At 67.2% G+C, this 17871-nt stretch carries 18 protein-coding genes; 10 read left to right on the top strand and 8 right to left on the bottom strand.

What is annotated here, in order from left to right; translation table 11 throughout:
- Positions 1-12 precede the first annotated feature (12 nt).
- From HAV18_RS28835 to HAV18_RS28820, 4 genes are read right to left on the bottom strand one after another with little or no spacing between them, the layout of a single operon-like run.
- On the bottom strand, positions 13-897 hold the full coding sequence (locus HAV18_RS28835) for a pirin family protein (RefSeq protein WP_166962941.1): 885 nt from the start codon (positions 895-897) through the stop codon (positions 13-15).
- A 33-nt stretch (positions 898-930) separates the two neighbouring features.
- A complete protein-coding gene (locus HAV18_RS28830) occupies positions 931-1323 on the bottom strand; it encodes an OsmC family protein (RefSeq protein WP_166962939.1) in 393 nt (130 codons plus the stop codon).
- 47 nt (positions 1324-1370) lie between these two features.
- Positions 1371-2951 (bottom strand): sodium:proton antiporter, encoded by a 1581-nt coding sequence (locus HAV18_RS28825; RefSeq protein WP_166962937.1) that lies wholly within the window; start codon positions 2949-2951, stop codon positions 1371-1373.
- 10 nt (positions 2952-2961) lie between these two features.
- On the bottom strand, positions 2962-3222 hold the full coding sequence (locus HAV18_RS28820) for a DUF1427 family protein (protein ID WP_166962935.1): 261 nt from the start codon (positions 3220-3222) through the stop codon (positions 2962-2964).
- Positions 3223-3505: 283 nt separating this feature from the next.
- Here HAV18_RS28820 and HAV18_RS28815 point away from each other — a divergent pair, with 283 nt between their 5' ends.
- Entirely contained in the window at positions 3506-4192 is a 687-nt protein-coding gene (locus HAV18_RS28815; RefSeq protein ID WP_166962933.1) for a hydrolase, read from the top strand.
- A gap of 22 nt (positions 4193-4214) precedes the next feature.
- On the opposite strand, the gene HAV18_RS28810 is transcribed toward HAV18_RS28815, so the two are convergent.
- Positions 4215-5138 carry a LysR family transcriptional regulator gene (locus HAV18_RS28810; protein WP_166962931.1) on the bottom strand — a complete coding sequence of 308 codons (924 nt, stop codon included), beginning with the start codon at positions 5136-5138 and terminating at the stop codon, positions 4215-4217.
- A gap of 117 nt (positions 5139-5255) precedes the next feature.
- Here HAV18_RS28810 and HAV18_RS28805 point away from each other — a divergent pair, with 117 nt between their 5' ends.
- The 6 genes from HAV18_RS28805 (at position 5256) to HAV18_RS28780 (ending at position 10986) form a co-directional block, all read left to right on the top strand.
- Entirely contained in the window at positions 5256-5423 is a 168-nt protein-coding gene (locus HAV18_RS28805) for a DUF1427 family protein (RefSeq protein ID WP_166962929.1), read from the top strand.
- A gap of 19 nt (positions 5424-5442) precedes the next feature.
- Positions 5443-7335 carry an amidohydrolase gene (locus tag HAV18_RS28800; RefSeq protein ID WP_166962927.1) on the top strand — a complete coding sequence of 631 codons (1893 nt, stop codon included), beginning with the start codon at positions 5443-5445 and terminating at the stop codon, positions 7333-7335.
- A 1-nt stretch (position 7336) separates the two neighbouring features.
- Positions 7337-7798: a DoxX family protein gene (locus tag HAV18_RS28795; RefSeq protein ID WP_166962925.1), complete on the top strand. Its 462-nt coding sequence runs from the start codon at positions 7337-7339 to the stop codon at positions 7796-7798.
- A gap of 25 nt (positions 7799-7823) precedes the next feature.
- On the top strand, positions 7824-8738 hold the full coding sequence (locus HAV18_RS28790) for a VOC family protein (RefSeq protein ID WP_166962923.1): 915 nt from the start codon (positions 7824-7826) through the stop codon (positions 8736-8738).
- Positions 8735-9430: a YoaK family protein gene (locus HAV18_RS28785; protein WP_166962921.1), complete on the top strand. Its 696-nt coding sequence runs from the start codon at positions 8735-8737 to the stop codon at positions 9428-9430. Before HAV18_RS28790 ends, HAV18_RS28785 begins: the two co-directional genes overlap by 4 nt.
- A gap of 74 nt (positions 9431-9504) precedes the next feature.
- Positions 9505-10986, top strand: coding sequence for an alginate export family protein (locus tag HAV18_RS28780; RefSeq protein ID WP_166963208.1), 1482 nt, complete (start codon positions 9505-9507; stop codon positions 10984-10986).
- A 102-nt stretch (positions 10987-11088) separates the two neighbouring features.
- Here HAV18_RS28780 and HAV18_RS28775 read toward each other — a convergent pair whose 3' ends face one another.
- Positions 11089-12675, bottom strand: a complete 1587-nt coding sequence (locus HAV18_RS28775; RefSeq protein WP_166962919.1) for an acid phosphatase — start codon at positions 12673-12675, stop codon at positions 11089-11091.
- Positions 12676-12900: 225 nt separating this feature from the next.
- Here HAV18_RS28775 and HAV18_RS28770 point away from each other — a divergent pair, with 225 nt between their 5' ends.
- From HAV18_RS28770 to HAV18_RS28760, 3 genes are all read left to right on the top strand, one after another.
- Entirely contained in the window at positions 12901-14286 is a 1386-nt protein-coding gene (locus HAV18_RS28770; RefSeq protein WP_166962917.1) for a cytochrome-c peroxidase, read from the top strand.
- A gap of 128 nt (positions 14287-14414) precedes the next feature.
- Positions 14415-14801 (top strand): hypothetical protein, encoded by a 387-nt coding sequence (locus HAV18_RS28765; RefSeq protein ID WP_166962915.1) that lies wholly within the window; start codon positions 14415-14417, stop codon positions 14799-14801.
- A gap of 11 nt (positions 14802-14812) precedes the next feature.
- Positions 14813-15283, top strand: coding sequence for an NUDIX hydrolase (locus HAV18_RS28760; protein ID WP_166963206.1), 471 nt, complete (start codon positions 14813-14815; stop codon positions 15281-15283).
- 69 nt (positions 15284-15352) lie between these two features.
- Here the strand turns inward: HAV18_RS28760 and HAV18_RS28755 are convergent, their stop codons facing one another.
- Positions 15353-15796: a hypothetical protein gene (locus HAV18_RS28755; protein ID WP_166962913.1), complete on the bottom strand. Its 444-nt coding sequence runs from the start codon at positions 15794-15796 to the stop codon at positions 15353-15355.
- 136 nt (positions 15797-15932) lie between these two features.
- A complete protein-coding gene (locus tag HAV18_RS28750; RefSeq protein WP_166962912.1) occupies positions 15933-17642 on the bottom strand; it encodes a glutamine--tRNA ligase/YqeY domain fusion protein in 1710 nt (569 codons plus the stop codon).
- Between the last annotated feature and the right edge of the window lie 229 nt (positions 17643-17871).

Below are 17871 nucleotides of genomic sequence, written 5' to 3'. Positions count from 1 at the left end.
GGGTGATCCTGCTTATTGCGCCCGGCGTTCCGGCTGGCGCGTCCATTCGTTTTCTTCGCCGGGCACCTTGCCGAAGGTCTGGTCGGCCCACGCCGCGCGGGCCGCGTCGATCTTCGCGCGCTCGCTCGACACGAAATTCCATTCGATGAAACGCTCGCCCGGCAGGTGCGCACCGCCGAGCAGCATCACGCGTGCGCCGTTCGCGCTGGCGAGCGCCACGGTCGCGCCGGGTTCGAGCACGGCCATCGTCGCGGGGGTGAGTGGCGTGCCGTCGATGGCGAGGTCGCCGTCGACGAGGTACACGCCGCGTTCCTCATGCTCGGCATCGAGCGCGAGCGTGCCGCCTGCCGTAAATTCCGCAACCGCATAGAGTGTCGGCGAGAACACGGCGACCGGCGACGCGAGCCCGAACGCGGTGCCCGCGATCACGCGCACGCTCGTGCCGTCGCGCGTGAACGACGGCAGCGTGTCGGCCGGATGATGGACGAACGCGGGCGCGGTGTCTTCATGCTCGACCGGCAGCGCGACCCAGGTCTGGATCCCGTGCACCGGCTGCTCGCGCGGCCGGTCTTCGTCGGGCGAACGCTCCGAATGCACGATGCCGCGGCCGGCCGTCATCCAGTTCACGTCGCCCGGCACGATCTTCTGCCGGAAGCCGAGGCTGTCGTGATGCATCAGCGAGCCGTCGAACAGGTAGGTGACGGTCGCCAGGCCGATATGCGGATGCGGCAGCACGTCGATGCCGCGGCCGGCCGGCAGCACGGCCGGCCCCATCTCGTCGAAGAAAATGAACGGGCCGACGAGGCGTGCGGCACGCGCGGGCAGCACGCGGCGCACGACGAGGTTGCCGATGTCGCTTTCGCGCGGCGTGAGCAGGGTCTTGATCGAGACGGACATGGTGGGGATTCTCGTGGTCGATGCGGTGTGCGATCAGGCGATCGCCGTGTCGATGGTGATCGGATGCGTGAGGATCTTGTGCACCGGGCATGCGTTCGCGATCTGCAGCAGGCGCTCGCGCTGCTCGGCGGACAGGTCGCCGTCGAGCGTGATGCGGCGCACGATCGTGCTGCCCGCGCTGCCCGATTCGTGCGCGAGCTTCACGTGCACTTCGGTGAGCGGCCAGCCCTTGCGTTGCGCATACATCTTCAGCGTGATCGCGGTGCATGCGCCGAGGCTCGACAGCAGCAGCGCGACGGGCGTCGGCGCGGCATCGCCGCCGCCGAGCGATGCAGGCTCGTCGGCGCGCCACTGGTGGACGCCGTCGCTGAAGTGGACGAGGTAATCGACGGAGCCGATGCTTGCTTCGACGGACAGTTCGCTCATTGCAGTTCCATAAGGAGAAAGGGGAGAGGTGGCGGCTTGGCCGGGCTTCAAGGTTCGAGCAGGCGCTGCAGGCGCAGTTCCTCGAAATCGAGTTCCGATTCGATCCGGTGCAGCACGGTGTCGTCGACCTTGCCGTCGCGATGCAGGTCGAGCAGCGCATCGCGCGACACGCCGACGAGTTCGAGCTCGACGCGCAGCATCCGCACGCGCATGTCGGCCGGTTCGGCGCCTTGCCGATGCGCACGTTCGTTGAGCGTGACGCGGTTCCGGTATTCGGCGAGCAGTCGGTCGAGCGAAGGGCGTTCGAGGCTCGACCCGCGCTGTTCGAGCGCGTCGAGCTCGGCGAGTGCCGCGCCGAACGTATGCGCGCGCACCGCGTGCTCGGACATCGTGTGCCGGGCGGCCGGCCGCAGCTTCAGCACGCGGATCAGCGGCGCGAGCGTGCCGCCCTGCACGACGAGCGTCGCGATGATCAGCAGGAACGTGCTGAACAGGATCAGGTCACGGCCGGGGAAGTTGGCGGGCAGCGCGATCGCGGCCGCGAGGCTCACGACACCGCGCATGCCCGACCAGCCGAGCACGACGGCCTCGCGCCATGACCACGGAGCGTGGCCGGCGCGCGGCGCGCGCAGGCGGCCCGGCAGCCACATCGCGACGAACACCCACACGATGCGCGCGGCGATCGCGGCGGCGGTGGCGGGCAGCGCGACGCGCAGGCCGGCCATCAGCACCGCGCCTTCGTGGTTCACGCGCGCGAGGATCGCGTGCAGCGCGAGGCCGATCAGGATGAACACGAGCGCGTCGAGCACGAACACGATCGCTTCCCAGGTCGCCTTCGCCTTGATCCGCATGTCGGCGTCGAACACGCGATGCTGGCGCACGCCGAGCACGAGGCCGCAGGTCACCACCGACAGCACGCCCGAGCCGTCGACGGCTTCCGCGATCCCGTAGCTGCCCCACGCCATCGCGAAGGTCACGACGATGCCGAGCATCGGGTCGCGCAGGCGCGGCAGCACCCAGCACATCGCATGGCCGCACGCGAGGCCGACCGCGATGCCGATCAGCGTGAGCGAGAAGAACAGCCCGGTGGCGCTCGCGGCCGTGATCGACACCGCGAGCGCGGCCGACACGGCCATCTGGTACAGCAGCAGGCCCGATGCGTCGTTGACGAGGCTTTCGCCTTCGAGCACCGCGACGAGCCGAGCGGGCAGCGGGTGGCGTTGCAGGATCGCCTTCGCGGCGACCGCGTCGGGCGGCGACACGATCGCGCCGAGCGTGAAGCATGCGGCCCATGGCAGCGCCGGGTTGGCGGCATGCACGGCGAGCGCGACCGCGACGGTCGTGAACACCACCGCGCCGAGCGCGAGCGAGGCGATCGATGCCAGCTCCTGCCGGAATTCCTTCCACGCGGTGTAGAACCCGCTCGACATCAGCAGCGGCGGCAGCACGGCCGCGAGCAGCAGCGCCGGGTCCATGTCGGGCACGCGCTTGCCGGCAACCGCGACCACGCAGCCGCCGAGCAGCAGCACGACGGCCGGCGGAATCGAAATCCGCTCGGCGAGCCACGTGAGCGCGCCGGCGCCGCAGATCAACAGCAGCAGGTAATGAAACAGCTCGACGTTGGTCATGAGTCTTGCATCACGACGGCTTGCGGTCGTTCGCGGCGCCGCCCGGCAGCGTGCCGAACATGTGCTGGCTGCACTGCGCGTCGCGCCACGCGGTATTGAGCCGGTAGCCGGACAGCATGCGGCGCGCGAGCGGGAGGATCTGTTCGCCGGCCAGCATGCCGAGCAGGCCGAGGAGCGCGATGATCGGCGGCGCCGGCGAATTCACGCCGAGCGCACCGTAGATGACACCGGCGAGGAGGCCGGCGAGCAGCGACAGAAAATACGGTTTCATGATGAAAACCTCTCGTGGTAGGCTGATCGGGCGCGAAGGCTGTGCCTTCAATGTGCTGGAAGCGTATCGGTTTTACGTGCGGAAAAAAAGGGCGGACAGCCCTCGGAGACACCCCTCTTTCGGAATTCGATCGATTCCGTTTCTTGGATGTTCGAGCCGCGACTTTTCCGATTAAATGGCTGCAACCGGAAGACACCAGTCCGGGGCAACGCACAGCCGGCTCCTCTGCCGTTCCGGTCGAGGCAAGCCTTAAACGTTTCCAGTCCAAAGGATGATTCGCGCCATGAGCAACCCCAAGCTTGAAGTCCTCACTCCCCTGAACAGCCAGTTGATCTTCATCGACCAGCAGCCGCAGATGGCGTTCGGCGTGCAGTCGATCGATCGCCAGACGCTGAAGAACAACGTCGTCGGGCTCGCCAAGGCCGCGAAGGCATTCGACATCCCGACCACGATCACGACGGTCGAAAGCGACAGCTTCTCGGGTTACACCTACCCCGAACTGCTCGATGTTTTCCCGAACCAGAAGACGCTCGAGCGCACGTCGATGAACTCGTGGGACGACCAGAAGGTGCGCGACGCGCTGGCCGCGAACGGCCGCAAGAAGGTCATCGTCTCCGGCCTGTGGACCGAAGTCTGCAACACGACGTTCGCGCTCTGCGCGATGCTCGAAGGCGACTACGAAATCTACATGGTGGCCGACGCGTCGGGCGGCACGTCGAAGGACGCGCACGACTACGCGATGCAGCGGATGATCCAGGCCGGCGTCGTGCCCGTCACCTGGCAGCAGGTCGCGCTCGAATGGCAGCGCGACTGGGCGCGCCGCGACACCTACAACGCGGTGATGGCGATCGCGAAGGAACACTCGGGTGCATACGGGATGGGCGTCGACTACGCGTACACGATGGTCCACAAGGCCGCGCAGCGCACCGCGACGCCGCACGAGTCGATTCCGGCCGTGCCGGCGAAGTAACCGGCCGCATGCGGCCGCCCGGTCAGACGGGCGGCAGTGCCCACGGCGCGTGTGACAGGTTTTCGACGAGAAAGTCGAGCAACGCGGTCACGCGCGCGGCGCGCAGCATGCCGGGCGGTGTGACGAGGTTGACGTTGATATCGGGAATTTTCCAGTCATGCATCACTTCCTCGAGCACACCGCTTTGCAACTCGTTCCACACCAGGAACGACGGCTGCAGTGCGAGGCCCTGGCCGGCGATCAGCGCGGGGCAGAGCACGTCGGCGTTGTTCGCGCGGATACGCCCGCGCACCGGCACGCCGAAATCCTCGCCCGACGTCGTATGGCGAAAGCGCCAGTATTCGGGCGTCGGGATGTTCGTGTAGGTCAGGCACACGTGCTGGTCGAGTTCGCTCGGATGGGTCGGCCGGCCGTGGCGGTCGAGATACGCGGGCGATGCGACGAGCGGCCGGCGCACCGCGCACAGGCGGCGCGCACGCAGCGACGAATCGTTCAGTTCGGCGATCCGGATCGCGACGTCGAAGCCGCCGGACACGATGTCGACGAAGTTGTCGGTCAGCACGAGGTCGACGTCGACGCGCGGATAACGCTCGAGAAACGCGGGCAACAGCGGCGCGAGATTGCACAGGCCGTAGGACATCGGCGCGTTCACACGCACGAGGCCGTGCGGTTCGAGCGCGTGCGCGGATGCTTCGCCTTCGATCAGTTCGGCATCGGCAAGCAGGCGGATCGCGCGATCGCGCAGCAGTTCGCCGGTCGGTGTAAGCGACAGCTTGCGCGACGTGCGGTACAGCAGCATCGCGCCAAGGCGCTTTTCGAGGCGGGCGATCGCTTTCGACACGGTCGGTTGCGAGACGCCGAGCAGGTCGGCGGCCTTGGCGAACGAACCGGTCTCGGCGACGCGCGCGAAGATGGCCCAGGCTTCGAGATCGGGAAGATGTTGCATGGCTGGAAAGCGTGACAGGCAAGCGAAGCGGGTGGTGCGGCAGCGGATCGCGCCGCGGGCGCATGGCGCCCGGGCGGGCGGCGATGCGGGTCATTCTAATCCAGTCGGGAGGAGCGTATGGAATCGTATGTCGTTTCATTGGGTGCCGGCATGCTGGTCGGCGTCATGTACAGCGTGATCAAGGTGCGCTCGCCCGCACCGCCGCTGATTGCCCTGGTCGGGCTGGCCGGCATGCTGATCGGTGTCGCGGCCGTCGCACCGGTCCGTCACTGGCTCGGTTTCTGATTGCATCGAGGACACATTGATGAGCACACCCGACACTCAACCCGATCTCATCCTGCATAACGGGCGCATCACGACGCTCGATCGTGCGAACCCCGTCGCGACCGCCGTCGCAATCAAGGACGGCCGCTTCGTCGCGGTCGGCCACGACGCGGACGTGATGCCGCTCGCGGGCCGCGCGACGAAGGTCGTCGACCTCGGTGGCCGCGCTGCGCTGCCGGGCCTGATCGACAACCACTGCCACGTGATTCGCGGTGGCCTGAACTACAACATGGAACTGCGCTGGGACGGCGTGCCGTCGCTCGCGATCGCGATGGACATGCTCAGGCGGCAGGTGGCGATCACGCCCGCGCCGCAATGGGTGCGCGTGGTCGGCGGATTCACCGAGCACCAGTTCGCCGAGAAGCGCCTGCCGACGATCGAGGAACTCAACGCGGCCGCGCCCGATACGCCGGTGTTCATCCTGCACCTGTACGATCGCGCACTGCTGAACGCGGCCGCGCTGCGCGTGGTTGGTTATACGAAGGACACGCCCGAGCCGCCGGGCGGCACGATCCTGCGCGATGCGGCGGGCAACCCGACCGGGCTGCTGCTCGCGAACCCGAACGCGACGATCCTGTACGCGACGCTCGCGAAGGGGCCGAAGCTGCCGTTCGAATACCAGTACAACTCGACCCGCCACTTCATGCGCGAGCTGAACCGTCTCGGCGTGACGGGCGTGATCGACGCGGGCGGCGGTTCGCAGAACTATCCGGACGACTACGAGGTGATCCGCAAGCTGCACGACGCGGGCGAGATGACGATCCGGATCGCGTACAACCTGTTCACGCAGAAGCCGAACGCGGAGAAGGAAGACTTCGTGAACTGGACGAAGAGCACGAAGTACCACGACGGCACCGACTACTTCCGCAACAACGGCGCGGGCGAGATGCTGGTGTTCTCGGCGGCCGATTTCGAGGACTTCCGCGTCGCGCGCCCGGACCTGCCGGCGCAGATGGAAGACGATCTCGAAGGCGTCGTGCGCGTGCTTGCACAGAACCGCTGGCCGTGGCGCATGCATGCGACCTACGACGAAACGATCAGCCGCGCACTCGACGTGTTCGAGAAGGTGAACCAGGACATCCCGCTCGAAGGGCTGAACTGGTTCTTCGATCACGCGGAAACCATCACCGAAAAATCGATGGACCGCATTGCCGCGCTGGGCGGCGGCATCGCGGTGCAGCACCGGATGGCGTACCAGGGCGAATACTTCGTCGAGCGCTACGGCGCGCAGGCGGCCGAAGCGACGCCGCCGGTCGCGAAGATGCTGTCGAAGGGCCTCAAGGTGTCGGCCGGTACCGACGCGACGCGCGTGGCGTCGTACAACCCGTGGGTGTCGCTGTCCTGGCTCGTGACGGGCAAGACGATCGGCGGGCTGCGCATGTACCCGCAGCGCAACCTGCTGGATCGCGAGACCGCGCTGCGCATGTGGACCGAGTACGTGACGTGGTTCTCGAACGAGGTCGGCAAGAAAGGGCGCATCGCGGTCGGGCAACTTGCGGACGTGGTCGTTCCGGATCGCGACTTCTTCGCGTGCGCGGAGGACGACATCGCGGGCACGACCGCGCTGCTGACGGTGGTCGGCGGCCGGATCGTGTGGGGTGCGGGGCCGTTCGCGTCGCATGACGCACCGATTCCGCCGGCGATGCCGGACTGGTCGCCGGTGCGCGAGTACGGCGGCTACGGCGGCTGGGGCGCGACGCAGCGCAGCGGCGCACCGCTGCAACGCGCGGCGGCGGCCGCCGCGATGTGCGGCTGCGCGAACGCCTGCAACGTGCACCAGCATGCGCATGCGGGCGCGTGGGGCAGCGCATTGCCGACGTCGGACGCGAAGGGCTTCTGGGGCGCGTTCGGCTGCTCCTGCTGGGCGGTCTGACATGGCCACCTCGAGCAGCCACAGCGGCTTCGACAACCCGGCATGGGTCCACGCGCTGCTGGCGCAACCGTGGATCCTGCCGCTCGCGCGGCTCGCGCTGGTGTCCGCCTACCTGATCGGCGGCGTCGCGAAGGCGCTGGATTTCGATGGCGCGGTCGCCGAGCAGGCGCATTTCGGCCTGCATCCGGCAGCGTTATGGGCGGCGCTCGCGATCGCGGTCGAAATCGGCGGTTCGCTGTGCATCGTGTTCCGCCGCTTCACGTGGCTCGGCGCCGGCAGCCTCGGCATGCTGACGCTCGTCGCGATGGGGGTGGCGAACGACTTCTGGAACCAGACGGGTGCCGCGCATTTCATGGCGCTCAACAGCTTTTTCGAGCATCTCGGGCTGATCGCGGCACTCGTGCTCGCGACGCTGCTCGCCGATGCGAAGTATCCGGCCGGCGACGGCCGTACCACTCGATGACGATCAACAACAAGGAAATCCAGTCATGAAAACGATTCGTTCCGCTTTGCTCGCGCTGGCGATCGCCGCCGGCCTCGTCGCGGCGCCGGCCGTGTACGCGAAGCCGCCCGTGCCGCCGGCGGCCACGCCGACGCTCGCGGTCGGGGCGCAATACGACACGACGCACGTGTACGTGGCGCCCGAGGATTTCGATCGCTTCACCGACAGCTTCGTCGCGACGTTCGGCGGCAAGAAGTCGCAGCAGGGCGTGTTCCAGGTCACGCCGACGCCGAGCCAGACGATGTCGCAGCTCGTGTTCACGCCGGTCGGCACGATCTCCGTGTTCGGCTTCAAGACGCCGGTGCCCTGGCCGTTCGGCGCGGAGCGCACGGGTTATCTCGTCACCGACATGGACGCCGCGATGAAGGTCGCGCGCGAGCACGGCGCGGACGTGATCGTCGATACGTTCCCCGATCCGATCGGCCGCGACGCGGTGATCGCATGGACCGGCGGCGTGAAGATGCAGCTCTACTGGCATACGCAGGCGCCGAAATACGACGCACTGCAGACGATTCCAGAGAATCGCGTGTACGTGTCGCCGCAGAGTGTGCGCAAGTTCGTTCACGACTTCGTCAAGTTCTCGAACGGCAAGGTGGTGTCGGATGATCTCAAGGCGCCCGGCATCGAGATCGGCCGGCCGAACGACACTTATCGCCGCATTCGCATCACGTCGGGCTTCGGCAAGATGACCGTGCTCGTGACGGACGGCCACCTGCCTTATCCGTACGGGCACGAGATGACGGGCTACGAAGTGTCCGACCTGGCCGCGACGCTGGAGAAAGCCAAGGCGGCCGGCGTCAACGTGCTCGTGGCGCCGTACACGGCAGACGGTCGTGACGCGGCGGTGGTCCGGTTCCCGGGCGGCTATATCGCGGAGATCCACGCGGGCGCGGCACGATGAAGCACGAGGATACGATCCTTGCCGCGGTGGCCGGCTTCGTCGACACGCTGAGCTTCGTCGCGCTGTTCGGGCTATTCACCGCGCACGTGACCGGCAACTTCGTGCTGATCGGCGCGGGTGTCGCGGGGTTCGGCCAGGGCATCCTGCTGAAGCTCAGCGTGTTCCCCGCGTTCGTATGCGGTGTCGTCGCGAGCAGCCTGATCGCACGCGCCTTTTCCGGGCGGCCCGCGTGGCAGGGCGCGCGGGCGCTGCATGCGGTCCAGGGCGTGCTGCTGCTCGGCTTCTGCGCGGCCGGCGTGTGGGCGTCGCCCGTCACGCAATCCGACAGCCTGCCGGTGCTGCTGGCCGGCATCGTCGGCACGTTCGCGATGGGCATCCAGAACGCGCATCCGCGCGTGATCGCACGTGCCGGCGTGCCGAACACGGTGATGACCGGCAACGTCACGCAGGCGATTCTCGACGTCGTCGACCTGCTGTCCGCCGGCACGCCCGACAGCGTGCGCACGGCGGCGCGCGCGCGCTTCGCGAAGATGTGGCCGGCGATCGTCGCGTTCGCGCTCGGCGCGATGGCCGGTGCGCTGGGCTTTCGCCATGTCGGGTTCTGGGCGCTGCTGGTACCGGCCGGTGCGCTTGTGGTGCTGGCGGTTTGCGCGGGGATGTCCGCCCGCACGGCTACGCAGGAGCATGCATGAACGGGTGGCGAGGCGGGATGCGGGGCGACTGCGAACGGCGAGCGGGCCGCACGGATGCGCGCGAGTGCGAACGAATGGCCGCGACGGGCGGGCAGCATCGGGCGACGGCACGAACCGGTCGCCTTGACCGGGTTGCCCGCGCGTCGGTCGTCGCGGGGCTGCTGCTCGCGGGTGCCGATGCGGTGCGCGCGGATACGGCGAGCGCACCGGCGGCCGCCGACGGCGCGCCCGCCGCGACCTGCACGGCGAACCGACCGACCGTGCTGTTCAACCGCTGGCAGGAAGACTGGTCGGTGCTCGCGAATCCGTGCGTGCCGCGCGCGCCGCTCGACGGGTTGAAATACATCCCGCTCGGCAACGATCCGGCCTCCTATCTGTCGCTCGGCGTGAACCTGCGCGAGCGTCTCGAGACCAACGACGCGCCGCTGTTCGGCATCGGCTCCGCGCAATCGGATACGTACCTGATACAGCGTGTCGAGGTGCACGCCGATGCGCATCTCGGCCAGCACTGGCAGTTCTTCGTGCAGTTGCAGGACGACCGCGCGTTCGGCAAGAACACGATCTCGCCGGTCGACAAGAACCCGCTCGATCTCGAGCAGGCATTCGCGACCTACACGGGCGCGCTCGGCGGCGGCACGCTCAAGTTCCGCGTCGGCCGGCAGGAGATGGCGTTCGACTTGCAGCGCTTCATCGCCGCGCGCGACGGCCCGAACGTTCGGCAGGCGTTCGATGCCGTGTGGGCCGACTACGAGTACCAGAAGTGGCGCTTCATCGCGTATGCGACGCAGCCCGTGCAGAACCGCACCGTGTCCGCGTTCGACGACGTGTCGAACCGCGACCTCACGTTCAGCGGCGTGCGCTTCGAGCGGCAGTCGGTGGGGCCCGGTGACCTGTCGGGCTACTGGTCGCGCTACAACCGCAGCAACGCGCGTTTTCTCGATGCGAGCGGCGCGGAGCGCCGTGACGTGTGGGACCTGCGTTACTCAGGCACGCACGATCGCTTCGACTGGGATCTCGAAACGATGCTGCAGACGGGCACGGTCGGCAGCAGCACGATCCGCGCGTGGGCGGTCGGCTCGATCGCCGGCTACCGGCTCGACGCGCCGTGGTCGCCGCGCATCGCGTTGCAGCTCGACGCGGCGTCGGGCGACCGCCATCCGCACGACGGCCGTGTCGAGACCTTCAATCCGCTGTTTCCGAACGGCTATTACTTCACGCTGGCCGGCTTCACCGGGTATTCGAACCTGATCCACGTGAAGCCGTCGGTGACGCTGAAGCCGTCGCCGAACCTGTCGCTGCTCGGTGCGCTCGGTTTCCAGTGGCGCGAGACGACCGGCGATGCGGTCTACCAGCAGGGCAACGCGGTGGTGCCGGGCACGGCAGGCAAGGGCGGGTTGTGGACGGGGATGTACGTGCAGCTGCGGGCGGACTATACGATCGCCGCGAACCTGATCGGTGCGATCGAGGCCGTGCATTTCCAGGTCGGCGATGCGATCCGTCAGGCGGGCGGGCACAACGCCGACTATGTCGGGGTCGAGCTGAAGTACGGCTGGTGACGAAAGCGCGCAATCACGCGCATCCATGCAAAAGGGCGGCCGCGAGGCCGCCCTTCGTTCGTTCGGGCCGGCAGCACGGCCGGCCCGTCCGTCGCGATGCCGTTACAGGTTCGGCGACAGCGCGAGCGCGTTCGTCAGGTCGCCCATCGGCTGCCCGCCGTTGGCCTTCAGCGCGTCGTCGCGCTGTTGCAGGCCGGTGAGGCGCGGCAGCGAGAAGCGGCGCGTGATGAAGCGCAGGATCGACGCGGTGTCGTACTGCGTGTGGTCGACGAAGCCCTTCTTCGAGAACGGCGACACGATCAGCGCCGGAATGCGCGTGCCCGGGCCCCAGCGATCGCCCTTCGGCGGCGACACGTGATCCCAGAAGCCGCCGTTTTCGTCATACGTGACGACCACGACCATGTTCTTCCACTGCGGGCTCGCCTGCAGGTGCGCGATCAGGTTCGCGATGTGCTGGTCGCCGCTCGACACGTCCGTGTAGCCTGCGTGTTCGTTCAGGTTGCCCTGCGGCTTGTAGAACGAAACCTGCGGCAGCGTGCCCGCGTCGATCGCCTTGATGAACTCGCTGCCGTCGGTGCCGCCGTCGAGCAAGTGCTGCGCGCGGCTCGTGCTGCCCGGTGCCTGGTCCGCGTAGTAGTTGAACGGCTGATGGTGCGGCTGGAAGTTCGGCGCCGTCATGTTCGGGCCGTAGATCACGTTCGCCGTGCCGCTTTGCGCGGCTTGCAGTGCCTGGTTCCACGCACCGCCGTACCATGCCCACGACACGCCGGCGTTGGTCAGCAGGTCGCCGATGTTCTGCTGCGTCTGTGGCGGCAGCGTCGATGCGGCGCCCGGATCGGCGAGGTTCGGGTCGCCGCCCGAAGCGGCCTTGTTGCCGCTCGGCTGGTACGGCGGCTGCATCGTGTTGATCGCGTAGAAGTCCGGCGTCAGGTTGCCCGAGTTCACGAACTTCGGAATGCCGTCGAGCGCGGAAGCCGGCGAGTTGCTCGCGAGCTGCAGCGACTTGCCGTCGGCGCCGACGGCCGAGATCGAGCCGGCGGCCGGGCTCTTGTCCGCGTTCGCGTAGAACGGCGCGCACGCGCAGATCAGGTACTGGTGGTTCAGGAACGAGCCGCCGAACGCGCCCATGAAGAAGTTGTCGGCCAGCGTGAACTGCTGCGCGATCTTCCACAGCGGCAGCTTCGTCGCGTCGGGCGTGTAGTGGCCCATCACGAGGCCGCCCGAATCGGCCCATGCGGCGAACATGTCGTTCTTGCCGCCGTTGATCTGCATCTGGTTCTCGTAGAAGCGGTGATACAGGTCGCGCGTCGTCACGCTCATCGGCGTGTTGAAGCCGTTCGGGTCGTCGATCGCGAACGGTGCGTTCGGCAGGTTGGCCGTCATCGCCTCGGTCACGGCCGGCGTCACGCCCTTCGCGGTCAGGCCGCCCCAGACCTTCGGCAGCGTCGCGAGCGGCTGGCCGTTGCGGTCCTTCTGCTGCGCGCTGGCCGCGGTCACGTTCTGCAGGCCGTTCGCGCCCGGGAAATTGCCGTACAGGTTGTCGAAGCTGCGGTTTTCCGCGTAGATCACGACGACGTTCTTCACCGTCGACAGGCCTTGCTGCTGGACGTCGTCGCCGCCGCAGGCGGTGAGGGCGGCGGCCGCGGCAAAGGCGATCGGTGTAATGCGAATCCAGGCGTGGTTTTTCATCCGTTGTACTCTCTATCTCTCTCTTGTCGCGTGGGGAACCGGAGCATTCGTGTACCGCCGGTTCGCGAGGGTAACCGTGGTAGGTCCGGCTGTAAGCATTTTGAGGGTGCGATTTGACAGCCGGGTGTAGGCGTCCTTTCGATTAGCTGTCGATCGATCGTCATGTAACGGTCATGCGGCTGACATAAACTCCGGCCGCTCCTGAACCCACTTTCCGACGAATCGATGAAGCCTCGCCAACCGACAGCCGGCGCGTTCGCGCGTTCGTGGCTGCACCTGACCGGCGCGCTCGCGCTGGCCACCACGCTTGTAACCCTTGCCGGCTGTGACGGACAGCCGGGTGCGGGTGCGCCGCCCGCGCAGGCCGCGAGCGCGGCGAATGCGCCGGGCGCCGCGAACGTGGTTGCGTCCGCAACGGTTTCCGCCAGCGGCGCGGTGGTCGAGACGAACCAGCCGCAGACGCGGGCACAAGTTTACGAAGGCGTGCGCCGGATGACGGCGCTCGGCAAGCAACTTTTCTTCGACCCTACGCTGTCAGGTTCCGGCAAGCTGGCGTGCGCGTCGTGCCACAGCCCCGATCACGCATTCGGCCCGCCCAATGCGCTGGCCGTGCAATTGGGCGGCGACGACATGAAGCGCCAGGGCTTTCGTGCGGTGCCGTCGCTCAAGTACCTGCAGGGCGTGCCGCAGTTCACCGAGCACTTCCACGATTCCGACGACGAAGGCGACGAGAGCGTCGATGCGGGCCCGACGGGCGGCCTCACGTGGGACGGCCGCGTCGACACGGGCGCCGAGCAGGCGCGCATTCCGCTCACGTCGCCGTTCGAGATGAACAGCTCGCCCGCGAAGGTCGCGCAGGCCGTGAAGGCCGCGCCGTACGCGGAGGAGTTTCGCGCGGTGTTCGGCGTGAAGGTGCTCGACGACGACGCGGCCATGTTCAAGGCCGTCCTGCGCGCGCTCGAAACGTTCGAGCAGACGCCCGAACTGTTCTCGCCGTACACGAGCAAGTACGACGCGTATCTCGCCGGCCGAGCGCCGCTCACGCCGGCCGAAATGCGCGGTCTGCAACTGTTCAACGACGAGAAGAAGGGCAACTGCGCGAGCTGCCACATCAGCCAGCGCGCACTCGACGGCACGCCGCCGCAGTTCAGCGATTTCGGGCTGATCGCGATCGCGGTGCCGCGCAATCGCGCGCTGCCCGTCAATCACGACCCGCGCTTTTACGATCTCGGCGCGTGCGGGCCCGAGCGTACCGACCTGAAGGGCCGCGACGAATTCTGCGGGCTGTTCCGCACGCCGTCGCTGCGCAACGTCGCGCTGCGCAAGACCTTCTTCCACAACGGCGTGTATCACACGCTCGAGGACGTGATGCGCTTCTACGTCGAGCGCGACATTCATCCGGAGAAGTTCTACCCGGTCGTGCACGGCAAGGTACAGATTTACGATGACCTGCCGAAGCGCTACTGGCCGAACATCAACCGCGAGGCGCCGTTCGACCGCAAGCGCGGCGAGCAGCCGGCGCTGAACGCGGCCGAGATCAAGGACGTGATCGCATTCCTCGGCACGCTGACTGACGGATATCAGCCAACGGCCGCGCCAGCCGGCCACTAGAAGGCGGCGCCGACGGCACGCATGCTATCCTCGCTCGCTGACAGGCGCAGTGTGCGTGCCGGAGGGCCGGCCCCCGGTTCGCCGGCCTGCACGCCGCGCCGTTCGATCGAACATCCAAGGAGAACAACATGTCGATGCGTGCATCCCTTTCCGTCGTCACGCGCGTGCTGGCCGGTGCCGCGTGCGCAGCCGCGATGCTGCCCGCCCATGCGCAGAACAACCTGAACTTCCTGACCAATACGCCGCTCAGCTATTTCAGCAAGGCCGACACGGCGTCGCTGTCGAAGGCCGCCGAGCAGGTGCGCGACGAAGGCAAGGACGGCGAGACCACGACGTGGCAGAGCAGCGGCCGTGGCACGCAGATCGATGCGAAACTCACGCCGACCACAACCGAGACGGACGGCAAGACCTGCCGCGAAATCACCGCCGACATCACCGCGAAGGGCCAGACGATGACGCTCAAGCCCGTCTACTGCAAGACGGCCGCGGGCAAGTGGCAGCTGCAGAAGCACTGAGCACGCGCGTGATGAAGCGGGGCGGCGCGCCGCGCACGGTGTCGTGCGGCGTCGTGATCCTCGATGCGGCCGGCCGCGTTTTCCTCGCGCATGCGACGGATACCACGCACTGGGACATCCCGAAGGGGCAGGGCGAGCCGGGCGAATCGCCGGTCGACGCGGCGCTGCGCGAACTGCTCGAAGAAACCGGCATCGTATTCGCGCCGGCCCGGTTGCTCGATCTCGGCCGCTTTGCGTACCGGCACGACAAGGACCTGCACCTGTTCGCGGTGCGGGTGGCCGAAGGCGAGATCGATCCCGCGCAGTGCATGTGCACGTCGCTGTTTCCGAGCCGTCGCGACGGCTCGATGATCCCCGAGATGGATGCGTATCGCTGGACCGTGCCGGGCGACATCGACGCGTATGCGAGCCGCAGCCTCGCGCGGCTGTTTCGCACGAAGCTGTCGCTGGTGGATCTGCATCGGCGGTTGACGGGCGCGTAGCCTCGGCAAGCAATAAAAAACCGGCGAAAGCCGGTTTTTTTATGGTTCGTCCGATGCGCTGTCAGCGAGTCAGGTCAGCCATCGGTCGGTGTCGCGATGCTGGTCGAGGCCGATCGCTTCGAATTCGTCGATCGCCTCGCCCCTGGCGACGCCGAGATGGCGAAGCGCTTCGTTGATCGCATGGTCCGACACGACGAGCGGGCCGCTCGCGCGGCCATCCGCGAAGCGCGCATGCGCCTGGCCGCCGCTGCCACCGAAGAATTCGGCTTCGATATAGGCCAGTGCAGATTGCGCACTCAACTGTTCGCACAGCGACAGAAGTGCCGGCGGCAGCACCGTGTCGTCCCCGTCGGTCAACGGGCAGAACGGAATGTCGTGAGCTTTCCGGTACGGGGTGTCGAGCGGGATCATGTCGATGTCGCCACGCAGGCGGACGACGCGCAGCCCCTGCGGCAGTGGCGCGGACGAAAATGCGCCGGATCTGGCGACAATGGCCTGCAGCGAATATGCCATGGTGACGGTTCCTGACGTGGCGTTCGGGGAAGGCCGCCCGGGCGGTTGCCCGAGCGGGCCGCACATCGGCGCAGCCGTTGAGTGCGCATGACGAATGGGGCAGGCGAGGGCGACCGGCGCCGCGCCTGCCCGACCATCACGCCGGCTTGCCCCAGCTGTCGCGCAGCCCGACGATCCGGTTGAACACGGGCTTGCCCGGCTTCGAATCGACGCGATCGGCCACGAAGTAGCCGTGACGCTCGAACTGCAGGCGCGTTTCCGGTGCGATGTCGCTGTTGCCCGGCTCGACGTACGCCTGGACGATCTTCTTCGAATCGGGGTTCAGCGCCTCGAGGAAGTTCGCGCCGCCCGCGTCCGGATGCGGTTCCTTGAACAGGCGGTCGTAGATCCGCACTTCGGCCGGCTGCGCATGCTTCGCGCTGACCCAGTGGATGTTGCCCTTGACCTTGTACGTGTTCGCGCCTTCGGTGCCCGACTTGCTGTCCGGGAAGTAGTTGCAGTGCACGGCCGTCACGTTGCCGTCGGCGTCCTTGTCGAAGCCGGTGCACTCGATCACGTAGCCGTAGCGCAGGCGCACCTTGTTGCCCGGGAACAGGCGGAAATAGCCCTTCGGCGGGTTCTCGACGAAGTCCTCGCGCTCGATCCACAGCTCGCGCGAGATCGGGAACGTGCGCACGCCGCGATCCGGGTGGTGCGGATGCACGGGCGCCGTGCATGCTTCCTCGAGATCTTCCGGGTAGTTGTCGATCACGAGCTTCAGCGGATCGAGCACGGCGACCGTGCGTGCCGCCTTGTCGTCGAGGTCGTCGCGCAGCGCGCCTTCGAAGATGCTCATGTCGATCCACGAATCGATCTTCGTCACGCCGATCCGCTCGCAGAACAGGTGGATGCTCTCCGGCGTGAAGCCGCGGCGGCGCACGCCGACGATCGTCGGCATCCGCGGGTCGTCCCAGCCGTCGACGTGGCCTTCGGTGACGAGCTGCAGCAGCTTGCGCTTGCTGGTGATCGCGTACGTGAGGTTCAGTCGCGAGAATTCGATCTGTTGCGGCAGCGGGCGCGTGAACATGCCGGCTTCCGCGAGTTCGTTCAGCACCCAGTCGTACAGCGGGCGGTGATCCTCGAATTCGAGCGTGCACAGCGAATGCGTGATGCCTTCGAGCGCATCCGAGATGCAGTGCGTGTAGTCGTACATCGGATACACGCACCATGCGTCGCCGGTACGGTAGTGGTGCGCGTAGCGGATCCGGTAGATCACCGGGTCGCGCATGTTCATGTTCGGCGAAGCCATGTCGATCTTCGCGCGCAGCACGTGCTCGCCTTCCTTGAACTCGCCGGCCTTCATGCGGCGGAACAGGTCGAGGTTTTCTTCCGGCGTGCGTTCGCGGAACGGCGACGGCTTGCCGCCTTCCGTCAGCGAGCCGCGGTTCGCGCGCATCTCTTCCGCGCTCTGGCTGTCGACATACGCCTTGCCGCGCTGGATCAGCAGCTCGGCGAACTCGTACAGCTTGTCGTAGTAGTCGCTCGCGAAGTACTGGTGATCGACCGCGTCCTTGCGCCAGTCGAAACCGAGCCAGCGCACCGCGTCGACGATCGAGTCGACGTACTCGACGCTTTCCTTTTCCGGGTTCGTATCGTCGAAGCGCAGGTGGCACACGCCGCCGTAGTCGCGCGCGACGCTGAAGTTCAGGCAGATCGCCTTGGCGTGGCCGATGTGCAGATAGCCGTTCGGCTCGGGCGGGAAGCGTGTTTCGACGCGGCCGCTCCATTTGCCGGTGCGGTTGTCGTCGTCGATGATGTTGCGGATGAAATTGGAAGCCGCGGGGGCGTCGTTGCGTTCGGTGCTCATGCGGATGGCGTCAGGTTGTGTCGGCGCGTCGCGCCGGTTTAATCCCGTGATTCTACCTGACCGGGGTCCGTCCCGCGCGGCTGGCGGCACGGCAGGGGCGGGTTTCGACGGTTTATCTCGATATTGTGTCGGCTGTAACACGACGTAAATCGGATTGCCCGGGCCGTTTGGCGTTGCCTATGATGGCTTCACCGATTCAATGCCGCCGTTCGCGTTGCCGCGCGGCGAG

The sequence above is a fragment of the Burkholderia sp. D-99 genome, from assembly GCF_011605345.1.
Classification (GTDB): domain Bacteria; phylum Pseudomonadota; class Gammaproteobacteria; order Burkholderiales; family Burkholderiaceae; genus Burkholderia.
The sequence above is the reverse complement of the archived record's forward strand: the minus strand, read 5'-3'. Positions and strand labels throughout refer to the sequence as shown.